The organism is Amorphus sp. 3PC139-8, assembly GCF_040750475.1.
GTDB lineage: Bacteria > Pseudomonadota > Alphaproteobacteria > Rhizobiales > Amorphaceae > Amorphus.
Genome location: NZ_JABJVY010000004.1, coordinates 187107 through 201811, shown reverse-complemented (window position 1 = coordinate 201811; position 14705 = coordinate 187107). Strand labels below are relative to the sequence as shown.

General features: G+C 67.0%; 13 protein-coding genes. 3 read left to right on the top strand and 10 right to left on the bottom strand.

Annotation, left to right across the window (positions count from 1 at the left end; genetic code table 11):
* Positions 1 to 174 precede the first annotated feature (174 nt).
* From HNS03_RS06280 to HNS03_RS06250, 7 genes are all read right to left on the bottom strand, one after another.
* The gene (locus tag HNS03_RS06280) at positions 175 to 489 is read right to left on the bottom strand and encodes a hypothetical protein (RefSeq protein ID WP_367193841.1); all 315 of its coding nucleotides are present in this window, start codon (positions 487 to 489) and stop codon (positions 175 to 177) included.
* Positions 490 to 583: 94 nt separating this feature from the next.
* Complete coding sequence (locus HNS03_RS06275) at positions 584 to 1681, bottom strand: class I SAM-dependent methyltransferase (RefSeq protein ID WP_367193840.1); 1098 nt, start codon at positions 1679 to 1681, stop codon at positions 584 to 586.
* Between the two features lie 8 nt (positions 1682 to 1689).
* On the bottom strand, positions 1690 to 2967 hold the full coding sequence (locus HNS03_RS06270; RefSeq protein WP_367193839.1) for a class I SAM-dependent RNA methyltransferase: 1278 nt from the start codon (positions 2965 to 2967) through the stop codon (positions 1690 to 1692).
* Positions 2964 to 3740, bottom strand: coding sequence for a TlyA family RNA methyltransferase (locus tag HNS03_RS06265; protein WP_367193838.1), 777 nt, complete (start codon positions 3738 to 3740; stop codon positions 2964 to 2966). Before HNS03_RS06265 ends, HNS03_RS06270 begins: the two co-directional genes overlap by 4 nt.
* Positions 3741 to 3753: 13 nt before the next feature.
* Positions 3754 to 3888: a hypothetical protein gene (locus HNS03_RS06260; RefSeq protein ID WP_367193837.1), complete on the bottom strand. Its 135-nt coding sequence runs from the start codon at positions 3886 to 3888 to the stop codon at positions 3754 to 3756.
* A 119-nt stretch (positions 3889 to 4007) separates the two neighbouring features.
* A complete protein-coding gene (locus HNS03_RS06255; protein WP_367193836.1) occupies positions 4008 to 4601 on the bottom strand; it encodes an SCO family protein in 594 nt (197 codons plus the stop codon).
* A 175-nt stretch (positions 4602 to 4776) separates the two neighbouring features.
* The gene (locus HNS03_RS06250) at positions 4777 to 6216 is read right to left on the bottom strand and encodes an MFS transporter (RefSeq protein WP_367193835.1); all 1440 of its coding nucleotides are present in this window, start codon (positions 6214 to 6216) and stop codon (positions 4777 to 4779) included.
* A gap of 812 nt (positions 6217 to 7028) precedes the next feature.
* Between HNS03_RS06250 and HNS03_RS06245 the strand changes: the two genes are divergently transcribed.
* On the top strand, positions 7029 to 7943 hold the full coding sequence (locus HNS03_RS06245; protein ID WP_367193834.1) for a pirin family protein: 915 nt from the start codon (positions 7029 to 7031) through the stop codon (positions 7941 to 7943).
* Positions 7944 to 8104: 161 nt separating this feature from the next.
* The gene (gene dxs / locus HNS03_RS06240) at positions 8105 to 10036 is read left to right on the top strand and encodes a 1-deoxy-D-xylulose-5-phosphate synthase (RefSeq protein ID WP_367193833.1); all 1932 of its coding nucleotides are present in this window, start codon (positions 8105 to 8107) and stop codon (positions 10034 to 10036) included.
* Between the two features lie 65 nt (positions 10037 to 10101).
* Here dxs and HNS03_RS06235 read toward each other — a convergent pair whose 3' ends face one another.
* The 3 genes from HNS03_RS06235 to HNS03_RS06225 all read right to left on the bottom strand — a co-directional run bounded on the left by HNS03_RS06235 (position 10102) and on the right by HNS03_RS06225 (position 12741).
* Positions 10102 to 10362 carry an exodeoxyribonuclease VII small subunit gene (locus tag HNS03_RS06235; protein WP_367193832.1) on the bottom strand — a complete coding sequence of 87 codons (261 nt, stop codon included), beginning with the start codon at positions 10360 to 10362 and terminating at the stop codon, positions 10102 to 10104.
* A gap of 359 nt (positions 10363 to 10721) precedes the next feature.
* A complete protein-coding gene (locus HNS03_RS06230) occupies positions 10722 to 11648 on the bottom strand; it encodes a histone deacetylase family protein (protein WP_367193831.1) in 927 nt (308 codons plus the stop codon).
* Between the two features lie 58 nt (positions 11649 to 11706).
* A complete protein-coding gene (locus HNS03_RS06225; protein ID WP_367193830.1) occupies positions 11707 to 12741 on the bottom strand; it encodes an L-threonylcarbamoyladenylate synthase in 1035 nt (344 codons plus the stop codon).
* Positions 12742 to 12860: 119 nt separating this feature from the next.
* Here HNS03_RS06225 and HNS03_RS06220 point away from each other — a divergent pair, with 119 nt between their 5' ends.
* On the top strand, positions 12861 to 14645 hold the full coding sequence (locus HNS03_RS06220; RefSeq protein ID WP_367193829.1) for an acyl-CoA dehydrogenase: 1785 nt from the start codon (positions 12861 to 12863) through the stop codon (positions 14643 to 14645).
* Positions 14646 to 14705 lie beyond the last annotated feature (60 nt).

Sequence of the window (14705 nt, the reverse complement as noted above, 5' to 3'; positions counted from 1 at the left end):
AGGCGCCATTCCAAATAGGAACGCGGCTATTTTCTCAGAGATGTCGTATGGATTCCCGCTTTCGCGGAAATGAGCGGAGTTTGGATCAACGCACAAGAAAAACGTTGCCGCGGAAGCTTGGAAAAGTCTGGGCCCGGTAAGACTTTCGACGTCACGCGCGGCCTGAACGAAATCCTACCCCGCCGGCCGATTCGGATCGCTCGCGGAAGCCGGCACCAGCTTGGGCTTGGGGCGGAAGGGTCGGGTGCGCTTCAAGGTGACGGCCATGGAGCGATGGGCCCGCGCTTCCACCCATTCGATGCCGCGATCGATCCGGGGCACCCGGGTGCGCAGTCTGCGCAGCGCCTTCTTGGCGCGGGGGCTCACCGTCAAAAGCAGGAAGATGCCGACGGCGAGCAGCGGGACGCCAGTTGGAATGGGGGTCCAAACGGTCAGAAGACCGAGGACAATGCAGAAGGCGGCAACCGTGAGAATTGCGATTCTGCGCATGTCTCGCACCGCTCGAGGGAGCAATAGAAAAGACCGAGCGCCTCGACCATCGACCGGCGCTCGCCTTGACTCAAACCATCACTCTACGTCCGATTTATGACTTAAGGCCCCTCGCGTCAGATCCTTTGCGTCGAAAAACCACGATCTTCGACAGGAAGGCGGTGAAGCTGTCCTCCACCGTAAAGCCCGCCGTCTCGAACGGACCGCTAAAATCGGATGTGAGATAGTTGCGATAGTAGGGCTCGTGGAAAAGCTGAGGGAACAGGTCCAGGAGCCCGTCGAAGTCCGGCTGGTCGCCGAATTGCAGCGAATCGACCAGCACGAACAGGCCCCCGGGCGCGGTTGCACGCGCCAGCTCCCGGGCGACGGTGGCCCGCACCTCCGGCGGCAACTCGTGAAAAAGGAAGATCGCGGTCGAAAAATCGAGCACGCCGGGGGCGAACGGAAGCTGCTCGGCGCTGGCGACCGCAAGCCCGCTGCGCGGACGCCGGCCGATCGTCTCCCTTGCATGGGCGAGATAGGCGTCTGAGAGGTCGATCCCGATCGTCGCCAGCCGTGGGAACGCCCGGTTGACGGTGCGCAGAAAGCCGCCGGTACCGCACGCGAGATCCATGAAGGAGAGCCGCCGCTGGTCCCGCTTCGCCAATTCGGCGGCGATGGGCACCAGCGCCTGGCGGCGCATGGCGGCGGCGGCGCCGAGGAACAGGGTCTCCACCTGGGTGTCGTAAAGGCGGGCGGAATGCTCGCTCATCCAGCCGTCGCTCTGGAAATGGAAATTCTGCATGTAGTAGTCCGGTCGGGAGGCGCTGGCCGCACTGGCGCCGACCTCGTCGTGGCTGCGCGAATGGCGACGGCGCACCACGTCCGGCAGATCGTCGAAATAGGCGCGTGAGCGCTTGATCGCGCCGGAGACGCCGCCGCGCTCGTCGCGCGGCATCGGATACAGGCCGGCCTCCACGTTGGCGAGATCGCGGGCAAGCAGGGCCTGCACGTCCTGAAACAGCCGAGCCCGGGTGGGTGTCGGCCGTTCGGTACGCGCCCTCCGCCGCTCTTCCTCGGGGATCTCCCGTCCGATGCGGTCCACCAGGCGGGTCGCGAGGAGGCTCTGGGTGCCATACCAGCCCACCCGCGCGCTCTGGGCGACGGCGTAGCGGGTGCGCGTCGCGAACCGTTCGAACGGGGACAGGGCCATGGCGCGATTCACCTCCTCAAGACGGCGACCACTTCGATATGGGGCGCGTAGAGGAATTGGTCCACCGCGGTGACCGTCTCGATCCGGTAGCCACCGTCGACCAGACTCCTGAGATCGCGGGCGAGCGTTGCAGGATTGCAGGAGACGGCGACCACCGTCTTCGCCTTGCAGGCGGCGATTTCGGCGGCCTGGGCGGCCGCGCCGGCACGCGGCGGATCGAACACGACGAGGTCGTAGCGGTCGAGCTCACGGGTGGCGAGCGGGAAGGTGAAGAGGTCGCGCACCTCGCCCGTAACCTGCTTCAAGCCCGAGGTCCGCCGGGCGGCGGCCTGGCCCGCCTCCACCAGCGCGCGCTCCGATTCTACCATGTGGACCGGACGATCTTGGGCCAGGCGCAGGGCGAACGTGCCGAGGCCGGAAAACAGGTCGACGGCCGATTTCGCGCCCGCCGCTGCCGCGGTCACATGGTCGGCGAGCGCGTGTTCGGCATCCTGGGTCGCCTGTAGAAAGGCGGCGGGAGGTAGCCCCACCCGCGCGGGACCGATGGCGACGACCGGCTCGGTGAGCATGATGACCGCCTCGCCGTCGTGGCTGAGACGGGCGATCCCGGCCGTGTGCATGGTCTCTGTAAGGGTAGCGAGGGCGGTTGGGTCGGGTTCGCGACCGCCTTCGATCGCCAGATCGATCCCGGTTTCGGTTTCCGTGACCGTCAGCCGGAGGCCGCCCTTCGCCTGGAAAGGCTTTGCGAGCGTGCGCAGCGCGGGCAGCAGCGCTTCCAGTCCCGGCGTCAGCACCAGGCAGGACTGGATGTCGACCAGGCTGTGGGAGCTGCGCTCATGATAGCCCAGGGCGAGCGAGCGGCCGCGCGCCTCCGCGCTCAAGACCGCGCGCCGGCGGGTGTGGGGTCGCGCCGAAATCAGGGAATCGATTGGGGTTGCAAAGCCGCGGGCGGTAAGCGCGGCTAAGACCAGCTCGCGCTTCCAGGCCCGGTAGGCGGGTTCGGCCATGTGCTGGAGCGCACAGCCGCCGCAGCTTCCGAAGTGCGGGCAGGGCGGCTCGACCCGGTCGGGCGAGGGGGTCTTGACCGCGAGCAGGGTGGCTCGGCTTCCCGAGACTTCGATGTCTACGGTCTCGCCGGCAAGCGTGCGCGGAACGTAGATCGGCGGATCGCCCCGCACGATGCCGTCGCCGTGGTGTCCGAGGGCGTCGATTGTGACGGTCATCCGCTTGGGCGGAGGCGCCGGCCGGGCGCTTCGGCCGCGGTTGCGCGGGCGGCCGCGGCTCATCGCTCCGCCCTCCGTGCCGCGATCAGATATTCCCGATTGCCGTCGCCGCCGGCAATCGGCGAGGCGATCAACCCGATCACCTGCCATCCGGCTTCGGTGACAAAGGCGCGGACGGCGACGAGCGCCGCCTCCACCCGCGCCTCGTCGCGCACGATCCCGCCCTTGCCGACGCCGTCGCGCCCGACCTCGAATTGCGGCTTGACCAAAGCGGCAAGGGTCGCGCCCGGGGCGGCAAGCGCAAGCGCCGGCCCCAGCGCACGGGTGAGCGAGATGAAGCTTAAGTCGGCGACGATCAGGGAGGGAGCTGCCGCCAGACGATCCGCTGTCAGTTCGCGGACGTTCAGCCCTTCGATTGCCACAACGCGCGGGTCGGCGGCGATCTCCGGTGCGAGCTGGCCGTGCCCGACATCCACCGCCGTCACTCGGTCTGCGCCGCGCTCCAGGAGCACCTGGGTAAACCCGCCGGTGGAGGCGCCGAGGTCGAGGGCTTCGGCTCCGGCGGGATCGATGGCGAAGGCATCCAGCGCGGCAATGAGCTTCAGCGCTCCGCGCGAGACGTAGCCGCCAGCCGGGTCGTCCACGACGATTTCCGCGTCGGGCGCGACCTTCGCGGACGGGCGCGATACGGCCTTCCCGTCCACCGACACAGCGCCGCGCAGAATGGCATCGCGGGCAGCGGCGCGCGAGCGCGCAAGGCCGCGTTCCGCGAGCGCCTGGTCGAGGCGCACCGGACCCTTTGTGGGGGCGAAGGAGGAGGCGGCAGCAGCGGTCACGGGATGCGGATGATCAAAAGCAGCCCGCCAGCGTCGCGAGCATGTGCTCCACGAAAATGTCGTCGCCGTAGCCGATCCACAACACGCCGGCGGTCGCGAGCAACGCGACGAGCAGCAGGGAGACCCCCAGGGCGACGGGCTTCGTCATTTGGTCGATTGGTCCTTGTCCGATCGCGCGCGCGAACAGCGTACGGATCAGACGCTATCTTACCGGTTCCGTCGGTCGACGGAAACCGTCTGCGCCGAGCGGCCGTCCGTTCGATGGCGTCAGCTTCCGTCGACGAGCCGTTCCAGCTTCGCGACGGCGTTCTCGGTCGGCTCGCGATAGTCGATCGTGCCTTTGAAATTGCCGTCCGCGTCGAACAGCATGACCGAGGCGGTGTGATCCATCGTGTAGTCGCCGTCGTCCAACTCCACCTTGCGGGCATAAACGCGGTAGTTCTTGATCACCTCGTCGATCTGCTCGCGGCTGCCCGAAAGGCCGATGATGCGCGGGTCGAACGAGGAGAGATAGAGCTTCATCTGCTCGGGCGTGTCGCGTTCGGGATCGACGGTCACGTACAGCAAATTGAGATCGTCGGCCTTGTCGCCGAGCGCGTCGAGCCAGCCTCCGGCTTCATAGAGCGTGGTGGGGCAGACATCCGGACAGAAGGTGAAGCCGAAGAACATCGCCCGGGGCTTGCCTTCGAAATCGGCCTCGGTAACGGTGTTGCCCTCGGTGTCGACCAGGGTGAACGGTCCGCCGATCGCGGTCTTGTTCTGGTCGCCGAGCTCGCCGGTATACCAGCCGATCGAAGCGGCGGCGGCTGCCGCGGCCACGAGTATGACCAGTCCCCAGGCGACGTAGCGTACGGCCTTCATGTCCGGTGATCCTGTCTCTCGGGTGTACGGTCGCGCAACCGCCGTACGTCTGCCGGCAATTTAGGCAACGATCTGGCCTGCCGAAACAGGCCGAGCGGCGTCGCACGGTCGCAGGGGGAAGGGATTCGGAAATGGGGACCGGCTGTTCCGTTCCATCACCAAACTGACAAAGCGCTCACGACGATCGGGATTCGGAATCCGGCATATTGCCGCCGCCACGATTGACCTCGTCGGACAGCGCGTCCAGCGGCTCCTCGCCTGCGGGCGCCTGCAGAAGATCGTCATAATCGGTCTCGGCATCCGGCAGCGGAAAGCCGGCGGTTTCCACCAGATGGTCGAACTCCGATTCGACGGTTTCCGGCGGCTCCGGCATTTCCATTTGCGGATGGCTTTCGTCGACGGCCTCCGGCGTGATGGCGCCGCCGACCGGCGCGGTGGAGTAGATGTCGAAGTCCGACTTCTCCTCGGTGGTGAGCGCGGCCCGCTTGCGGATCCGCACCAGGATGAAGGCGGCGAGCAGGAGCTGGACCACCGCGCAATAGAGGAACAGCCCGCCCGGTCCGGCCGACTTCATCACCACGGCGGCAATCAGCGGCCCGATGATGGAGCCCGCTCCGTAGAGAAGCAGCACCGTCGCCGACGTCTCCACCATGTCTTCCGAGGCGGTGGAATCGAAGGCGTGGGCGGCGGCGAGCGAGTAGCCGGGGAACGCCATCGCGCCGAAGCCAAAACCGAGCGCGGCCAAAAGCCACCAGCTTTCTGCCTCGGCCCTGGCCAGCAACAGCGCGAAAATGGTCGAGGCCACCATCGCCGCGACCATGACGATACGACGGTCGTAGAAGTCGGACAAACGGCCGAGCGGATATTGGCCGATCGCGCCGCCGACGAAGCAAAGGCTCATGAACACTGCCGCGGTATTGGCGGAATAGCCGAGCGAGGTCACGAACACCGGACCGAAGCCCCAGATGGCGCCCAGGATCAGGCCACTGCCGGTCGCGCCCACGAAGGCGGCAGGCGTGCTGCGAAACAGGTGATGCGGCCGGAAGCGGACAACGGCGATCGGGGCGGGTTGACCGGAATTGGTGAGCGCGATCGGCACCGCCGCCAGCGACAAAAGGATCGAGGACAGCGCGAACTGGGCGAAATCGGTGATCGGATAGAGCGTGACCGCGAGCTGGCCCAGCATGATCGTTCCGAACGAGACCAGAACGTAGGCCGACATCACCTGGCCGCGGGTGGTGTTGGTCGCCTTGTCGTTGAGCCAGCTCTCTACGATGTTGAACAGGCAGGCGATGCAGAAGCCGAACAGGAGACGGAACAGGCTCCAGCTCGTCGGCGCGACCAGGAGCGGGAAGGCGAGCGCGGCGGCCGAGCCGATCGCCACCATCGCGGCGAAGGCGCGGATGTGGCCGGATCTCAGAATCACAAACGGGCCGAACAGGCAGCCGGCAACGAATCCGATATAGTAGGCGGACCCCAACAGGCCGAGCGAAAGCTCGGAAAAGCCTTCCAGCTCGCCCCTGAGCGGCAGCAGGGTGGACTGCAAGCCGTAGCCGGCCAGCATGAAGCCGGATCCGATCAGGACGGCGACAATGGGCGCGATTGCTTGGACCATGAGGCCATCCGGGTTCGGCAGGACCAAGCCGTGTGCGGCCTGGCCGTCGACGTCACAAAGGTCGGGGCGTCGGCCCCGGCGGACAATGCGCAATCGCGGCCGCCCGGTCGTTCGTCGGGCGCCGACTTCTACTGCCTTAAACCCTGAGCGGGGCGAGGAAAAGTGGGAACCGGTTTTCCGCCCGCGCCCCGCTCGAAATGGGTGTCGATCACGTTTACGGCTTTGGCGGCGGCGAGCCAAAGCCGTCGTGATCTTTAGCGGGGCGAGGAAAAGTGGGAACCGGTTTTCCGCCCGCGCCCCGCTCGAAATGGGTGTCGATCACGTTTACGGCTTTGGCGGTGGCGAGCCAAAGCCGTCGTGATCTTTAGCGGGGCGAGGAAAAGTGGGAACCGGTTTTCCGCCCGCGCCCCGCTCGAAATGGGTGTCGATCACGTTTACGGCTTTGGCGGCGGCGAGCCAAAGCCGTCGTGATCTTTAGCGGGGCGAGGAAAAGTGGGAACCGGTTTTCCGTCGTTTTTCTCGCTCACGCCAGCTCGCTTTGTTCGCGGCTGCGCGGGCGCGGCCTGGTCTTTCGCCGTGGTCGCTGCGCTCCGCGCCTCTTGACCGGCCGGCGCGCGGTCGCGCGCTGGCTGCGCGGAAGTCTGAGGAAAGCGGCACCGGTTTCGCCCCAACCCTTCTAATGTTCGGAGCGAACCGGAAAGCCGGGTTTTCTGCGAGCCTCGCTTTGGCCGCACCACAGCCCTAGATACCGAAGAGCGAACATGGACATTCCCCGTCAGCCGATCCTTGGGCGGGGGGCGAGGAGCGCGCCGATGAGCTGGCAGCCAACGGACTTCCCGGAAAGCGTGGACGAGGGCGGCTCGCCGATCGAGACGGTCATCGTGCCTCGGGCGCGCGATATCGGCGGCTTCGAGGTGCGCCGCGCGCTTCCCTCCGCACGCCGGCAGATGGTCGGGCCGTTCATCTTTTTCGATCAGATGGGGCCGGCCGATCTGCCGGTCGGCGAAGGCCTCGACGTGCGCCCGCATCCCCATATCGGCCTTGCCACGGTCACCTATCTGTTCGAAGGCGAGATCATGCACCGCGACAGCCTCGGCTCGGTGCAGGCGATCCGACCGGGCGAAATCAACTGGATGACGGCGGGCAAGGGGATTGCCCATTCCGAGCGCTCGCCGGCGGAGGAGAGGGTCAAAGGGCCGCACATGCTCGGACTTCAGCTGTGGGTCGCGCTTCCGAAGGAGATGGAGGAGGTCGAGCCGGCATTCTTCCACCATGGCGGCGCGGACCTGCCGGTGGCGGAAGGCGAAGGCAAGCAGGTGCGGATGATGATCGGCTCGCTCTACGGCCTGTCGTCGGCGGTCACCACCTATTCCGATACGCTCTATGCCGACATTGTGCTGGAGCCGGGCGCGCGATTGCCTCTGGACGCCGGCCACGAGGAGCGGGCGCTCTATTTGATCTCCGGCGAGGTCGAGATTGCCGGCGAACGCTACGAGCCGGGTCGGCTGATCGTGTTCCATCCCAAACACGCCGCGACCCTGACCGCGCTTTCCGCCGTGCGCGCCGTCCTGGTCGGGGGCGCTTCCATGGACGGGCCGCGCTATATCTGGTGGAATTTCGTCTCCTCGTCTAAGGAACGCATCGACGATGCCAAAGCCGATTGGAAAGCAGGACGGTTCGCGCGCGTTCCTGGTGAGGACGAACTGATTCCGCTGCCCGAGCGTTGAGACCGACAGCGACAGCGGTTGGCAGGCTCTCGTCGTGCCGCTAGACCTTTGCCAGAAGCCGGTCGACGGGGGCGGCGCCGATCTGGCAGATTGACCGACTTGATATGTTGCGCGATCAGCCCATCCTGTTTCGGGAACGGGCGATCGGACCGAAGGACAGCATGACTGACGACCGTCATCCGACATTCCAAACGCCGCTCCTGGACAAGATCGGCGTGCCGGCCGACTTGAGGCAGCTTTCGGAAGCCGACCTCAAGCAGCTTGCGAACGAGCTCCGGCAGGAGACGATCGATGCCGTATCGGTCACCGGCGGGCACTTGGGCGCCGGCCTGGGCGTGGTGGAGCTGACCGTTGCGTTGCACTATGTGTTCGAGACCCCGCGCGACAAGCTGATCTGGGACGTTGGTCACCAGTGCTATCCGCACAAGATCCTGACCGGCCGGCGCGACCGGATCCGGACGCTGCGGCAGGCGGGCGGGCTGTCCGGCTTCACCAAGCGCGCGGAGTCGGAGTTCGATCCGTTCGGAGCCGCGCACTCCTCCACATCGATTTCAGCCGGTCTCGGTTTTGCGGTCGCGCGCGATCTTCTGGGCGAGAAGCACAATGTCGTATCGGTGATCGGCGACGGGGCGATGTCCGCGGGCATGGCCTACGAGGCGATGAACAATGCCGGCGCGATGGATGAGCGGCTGATCGTCATCCTCAACGACAACGACATGTCGATTGCGCCGCCGGTTGGCGCCATGAGCGCCTATCTGGCGCGGCTGACTTCCGGCGAGGCCTATGTCTCCATGCGCGAGGCCGTGAAGGGCATCGTCAGCCACCTGCCGCGCTTCGTGGAGCGCGGCGCGGCCCGTGCGGAGGAGTTCGCCCGCGGGCTCGCCATGGGCGGCACCCTGTTTGAGGAGATGGGGTTCTATTATGTCGGCCCGATCGACGGGCACAATTTCCACCATCTCCTGCCGGTCCTGAAGAATGTCCGCGACGCCAAGCGCGGCCCGATCCTGGTTCACGTGGTGACTCAGAAGGGCAAGGGCTACGCGCCGGCTGAGGGATCGTCGGACAAATATCACGGCGTTTCCACCTTCGATGTGGTTACCGGCAAGCAGGTGAAGGCGGTTTCCAACGCGCCGAGCTACACCAAGGTGTTCGGCCAGAGTCTGATTTCGGAGGCTCGCAAGGACGACCGGGTGGTGGCGATCACGGCGGCGATGCCGTCGGGCACCGGGGTCGACATGTTCCAGGAGGTGTTCCCGAACCGGACGTTCGATGTCGGGATCGCCGAGCAGCATGCGGTAACGTTCGCAGGCGGACTTGCGGCCGCCGGCATGAAGCCGTTCGTGGCGATCTATTCCACCTTCCTTCAGCGGGCCTACGATCAGATCGTGCACGACGTGGCGATCCAGAAGCTCCCCGTGCGGTTCGCGATCGACCGGGCCGGTTTTGTGGGCGCCGATGGGCCGACCCATGCCGGCGCGTTCGACATCGCCTATTTGGCCTGTCTGCCCGACATGGCCGTGATGGCGGCGGCCGACGAGGCGGAACTCCGCCATATGGTCGCGACGGCGGCTGCCTATGACGAAGGGCCGATCGCGCTGCGTTATCCGCGCGGCGAGGGCGTCGGCGTCGATATGCCGGAAGAGGGCGTGCCACTTGCGATCGGCAAGGGACGGGTCCTCCGGGAAGGAACGACAGTGGCGCTGTTGTCGTTCGGCACCCGGCTCGCCGCGGCGCTGAAGGCGGCGGAGGAGCTGGAGGCGCAGGGCGTGTCGACGACCGTCGCCGATGCCCGTTTCGCCAAGCCGCTGGATGTCGAGCTTCTTCGTCGGCTCGCCCGCGAGCACCAGATCCTGATCACCATCGAAGAAGGCGCCGTGGGCGGCTTCGGCAGCCATGTGCTGCACACGCTGGCAAGCGAAGGCCTGCTCGACACCGGCCTCAGGGTGCGGCCGCTGGTGCTGCCGGATGCGTTCATCGACCATGGCAAGCCGGATCGGATGTACGCCGATGCCGGGCTCGATTCCGCCGGGATCGTCGGGACCGTGTTCGAGACGCTCGGCCGCGATCAGGTCACCCTCGCCAAGAGGGCGTGAGGTGCTAATTTTTCTCCGCAAATGCGGACGGAGATCCGGTTCCCACTTTTTGTGGGACTTTACTGTCAGCTCGGATCGAACGGCTCGGTGCCGCCGGCGGTGCCGTCGGCGCGGGCCTGGATCTTCTCCACGCGTAGCTCGGCGCGACGCAGGAGCGTCTCGCAATGGTTCTTGAGCGCTTCGCCGCGCTCATAGATCGCGATTGATTCTTCCAGCGGGACCTCGCCCTGCTCCAGCTTCCCGACGATTTTCTCCAGCTCTGCCAGCGCCTGCTCGAAGCTCAGGGCGGCGATGTCTTCGGGAATGGTGGGCGTGGTCTCGGTCACGCGAAGCCTCTTTGGTGTTCGGGGGCGATCTCTTCCCCCACGCATGCCGTCCCCGGCCCGCCAAGGCAAGCCCCGCAAGCGGGATCAGGAAAAGTGGACACCGGTTTTCCGTCCGATCCCGCGTAGGAAAAACGGCGGGATCAGGAAAAGTGGACACCGGTTTTCCGTCCGATCCCGCGTAGGAAAAACGGCGGGATCAGGAAGTGGACACCGGTTTTCCGTCCGATCCCGCGTGGAAAGTCCTTCTCGCTCACGCCAGCTTGCTCCGCTCGCGGCTGCGCGGGCGCGGCCTGGTCTTTCGTCCCGATCGCGCGCGGGCGACGCACTCTCTGAGGCCTATCCCAGTCGGCGGCGATCCCTCACGAATCCATTAGCGCCATGATGTGGGCGGCGGTGGAGCGGGCGAGCCCTTCCAGGTCGTAGCCGCCTTCCAGGACCGAGACGACGCGACTGCCACAGAATTGGTCCGCGATCTCCATCAGGTGATAGGTCGCCCAGGCGAAATCGGCTTCCACCAACTCCAGCTCCGCGAGCGGATCGCGGACATGGGCGTCGAACCCGGCGGAGATGATCACCAGGTCGGGCCGGAAATCTTTCATCGCCGGCAGGATCCGCCCGGTCATGGCTTCCTGGAACACTGCGCCGTTGGCGCCGGCGGAAAGCGGTGCGTTGACGATGTTGCCGGCGCCGGTCTCCCTCAGGGCGCCGGTGCCCGGATAGAGCGGCATCTGGTGGGTCGAGGCATAGAGCACGCTCGGGTCGTCCCAGAAGATGTCCTGGGTGCCGTTGCCGTGATGGACGTCGAAATCCATGATCGCGACACGCTCGGCACCGTGCACCGCCTGAGCGTGGCGGGCGGCGATGGCGGCGTTGTTGAAGAAGCAGAAGCCCATCGCCGAAGCCTTCTCGGCGTGATGGCCGGGCGGGCGAATGGCGCAGAACGCGTTCGTCACCTTGCCGGTCATGACCTCGTCGACCGCGATGCAGGCCGCGCCCGCGCTCAACAGGGCGGCGTCGAGGCTACCCGGCGACATGGCGGTGTCCTCGTCGACACGCGCAAAGCCCTCTTCGGGCGCCAGCCGTCGGATGCGGGCGATATAGTCCATCGGATGGCAGCGGGCGATCTGCTCGTCATTCGCCGGCTTGGCGAGATCGCGCTCAAGCTGCTGAAAGCGCTCGTGCTCCAGAATGCGGTCGATGGCGCGCAATCGGTCGGGACGCTCCGGATGGCCGTGGGGCGTTTCGTGTTCGAGAAATTTCGGATGATGCAGAAGAAGCGTCGGCAAGTGGGCGGTTCCCGGTGATTTGTTTGTCGTTGATCTGACGACGCGCCGTCCCGGCTTGTCAATCGCCGTGGATCGAGGGCCGAGGTGCCGCCGCGCGTACCAGCCTGTCGCGGATCGCTTCGCCCAGACCCTCAGGCGGGATCGGGGCAACCGCGATGGTTGAAACGCCGGTGCGGTCGAGCCGACGCAGCGCCTGGAACAGATTTGCAGCCGCTTCGGCCAGGTCGCCGGTGGGGCTCAGGTTGACGATCGCGACCGCGCGTTCGGCGCCGTCGGGCAGATCCGGCCCGAAGGCGAGCAAAGCTTCACCGGCGGCGACGTCGTCAGCGTCCAGCCGGACGGCGGCGGACGGCGCATAGTGGGAGGTCAACAGGCCCGGGGCGGCGGGCGATTGGGTCGCGCTGGCGGGCGGATCGGCGAGCGTCGCGCCCAGGGCCTCTTCGATCGCAGCTCGAGCGAGCCCGCCGGGTCGCAACAGCCGGGCCGGCTCCCCGGAGACATCCACGATGGTGGATTCCACCCCGATCGGGCAGGGGCCGGCATCGAGCACGACGGCGACGGCCCGCCCGAGATCCTCCACCACGTCATCGGCGGTGGTGGCGCTGACCCGGCCGGAGATGTTCGCGCTCGGCGCGGCGATGGGACGGTCGAGGGCGCGGGCGAGCGCCTGCATCAGCGGTGCGGCCGGCACCCGGAGCGCAAGCGTGGGCCGGCCCGCACACGCGGCGGGCGTGACGCGACACATTGTCCCGCGGCTCACGACCAGGGTTAGGGGGCCGGGCCAGAATGCGCGTCCCAGACGGTCGGCCCGGGCATCGAGATCGCCTTCTCGGGCCGCCGCTTCAAAGTCGGGCACATGTGCGATCAGGGGATTGATCGCCGGCCGGCCCTTGGCCGCGTAGAGGCGCGCGACCGCGTCCGGATTGGTTGCGTCGCAGGCAAGCCCGTACACGGTTTCCGTGGGCACGGCGACCAGCTCTCCGTGCTTGAGCGCTTCGACGGCGCGCGCGAACGCGTCCGGATCGTCCTCCGGCCGGGTTAGCCGGGCGACGAACGGGCGCGTGACGTCAGCTTTGCTCTGATCGGCGGCCATTGACGGGAACCCGCGCCTTTCTACTGTGGATCCATATGCGCCCGGCGGGACGCGCCCCCGCCCGGCATGGCGCGGCACCGCTGCGGTGACGCCCAAGACGGCGTGGGAGGAAACGACTTATGGCCTATCAAACGCCCGTAGACGAGATCGGCTTCATGCTCAAGTCGGTGGCCGGTCTCGACCGTGCCATGGCGGAGGGGCTGTTCCCGGAGCTGACCGACGATCTGGTCGATGCGATCCTTCAGGAGGCGGGGCGGTTCGCCACCGATGCGATCGCGCCCTTGAACGAGGTCGGCGACCGCGAGGGCGCGCGGCTGGTGGATGGGCGGGTGGTGACCCCGACGGGTTGGGCCGGGATCTATCGCCGGTGGGCCGAGGCTGGATGGTCCGCGCTTGCCGGGCCTGCCGAATTTGGTGGCCAGGACCTGCCGAAGGCGCTGCATGCCGCCACCATGGACATCTGGAACCAGGCCTCGCCGGCGTTTGCGATCGCGCCGACGCTGTCCTCCGGCGCCGTCGAGGCGGTCCTCGCCCATGCCGACGAGGCGCTGAAGGCGACCTATCTGGAGCCGCTGGTGACTGGTCGCTGGGCTGGCACCATGAACCTGACCGAGCCTCAGGCCGGGTCCGACCTCGGGGCGCTTCGAACCCGTGCGGAGCGCGCCGCCGACGGCAGCTACCGGATTTTCGGTCAGAAGATCTTCATCACCTATGGCGATCAGGACCTGACCGAGAACATCGTCCATCTGGTGCTGGCACGCCTGCCCGATGCGCCGCCCGGCACCAAGGGGATCTCGCTGTTCCTGGTGCCGAAGGTGCTGGTGAAGGACGACGGCAGTCTCGGCGCCGCCAACGATGTGACCTGCCGGGCCGTGGAGCACAAGCTCGGCCTGCATGCCTCGCCGACCTGCGTGATGGGCTATGGCGATCGCGGAGAAGGCGCGGTCGGCTATCTCATCGGCGAGGAAAATCGCGGGCTCGCCTGCATGTTCACGATGATGAACAACGCCCGTCTCGCAGTCGGGCTGCAAGGGGTCGGCGTGGCGGAGCGCGCGCTTCAGGCCGCGAGCGACTATGCGCGCGAACGCACTCAGGGCCGGGCGCCGGGCTACACCGGCGAGGGCATGAGCCCGATCGTCTATCACCCCGACATCAAGCGGATGCTGCTCACCATGCGCGGCCTCACCGTGGCGGCGCGGGCGATTGCGTATCAGTGCGCGATCGCGCTCGACCGAGCCGAGCGCATGGAGGGCGAGGCCGCCGCGCACTGGCAGGGGCGGGCGGATCTGCTGACGCCGGTCGCAAAGGCCTTTTCCACCGATATCGGTGTTGAGGTCGCCTCGCTCGGCATCCAGGTCCATGGCGGCATGGGCTATATCGAGGAGACCGGCGCGGCACGCCATTTCCGGGACGCGCGCATCTTCCCGATCTACGAGGGCACCAACGGCATCCAGGCGATCGATCTGGTGATGCGCAAGCTGCCGATGGGCGGCGGCGCGGTGCTGTCGGCCTGGGTGGACGATCTGAAGGCTGATGCTGAACGCGTGCGTGGTGCCAACCAGCCCGAGCTGGCCTCCGTCGGCGACCGGCTGTCGTCGGCGATCGAGGATCTGGAGGCCGCTGCTCGCTTCCTGGCGGAGGCCCGGGCGGCGGGCCGCGATGGCGAGGCGCTGGCCGGTGCGACACCGTTCCTGACCTTGTGCGGGCTGACGGCCGGGGCTTCGGCGCTGGCGGTTGCCGCCGTCCTCTCCGCCCAGCAAGGTGCGCGCGCGACCGCCCAGCGGACCCTTTTGGCCCGCTTTTTTGCCGAATCGCTTCTGGGCCGGACGGCGAGCCTGCGGCAGGGGATCGAGGACGGAGGCGATGCGATCGCCTCGGCATCTGTCGACCTGCTGGCGGGATAGACAATCGGGCAGAAGCGGGTGCCGGTTTTTCGCCAGAACCGGCGCGATAGGCGAAAGGCC

Bases quoted from the DNA above. Each gene is read 5' to 3' on its own strand.
- HNS03_RS06280 (WP_367193841.1), bottom strand. From the start codon at position 489: ATGCGCAGAATCGCAATTCTCACGGTTGCCGCCTTCTGCATTGTCCTC.
- HNS03_RS06275 (WP_367193840.1), bottom strand. From the start codon at position 1,681: ATGGCCCTGTCCCCGTTCGAACGGTTCGCGACGCGCACCCGCTACGCC.
- HNS03_RS06270 (WP_367193839.1), bottom strand. From the start codon at position 2,967: ATGAGCCGCGGCCGCCCGCGCAACCGCGGCCGAAGCGCCCGGCCGGCG.
- HNS03_RS06260 (WP_367193837.1), bottom strand. From the start codon at position 3,888: ATGACGAAGCCCGTCGCCCTGGGGGTCTCCCTGCTGCTCGTCGCGTTG.
- HNS03_RS06255 (WP_367193836.1), bottom strand. From the start codon at position 4,601: ATGAAGGCCGTACGCTACGTCGCCTGGGGACTGGTCATACTCGTGGCC.
- HNS03_RS06250 (WP_367193835.1), bottom strand. From the start codon at position 6,216: ATGGTCCAAGCAATCGCGCCCATTGTCGCCGTCCTGATCGGATCCGGC.
- HNS03_RS06245 (WP_367193834.1), top strand. From the start codon at position 7,029: ATGAGCTGGCAGCCAACGGACTTCCCGGAAAGCGTGGACGAGGGCGGC.
- dxs (WP_367193833.1), top strand. From the start codon at position 8,105: ATGACTGACGACCGTCATCCGACATTCCAAACGCCGCTCCTGGACAAG.
- HNS03_RS06225 (WP_367193830.1), bottom strand. From the start codon at position 12,741: ATGGCCGCCGATCAGAGCAAAGCTGACGTCACGCGCCCGTTCGTCGCC.
- HNS03_RS06220 (WP_367193829.1), top strand. From the start codon at position 12,861: ATGGCCTATCAAACGCCCGTAGACGAGATCGGCTTCATGCTCAAGTCG.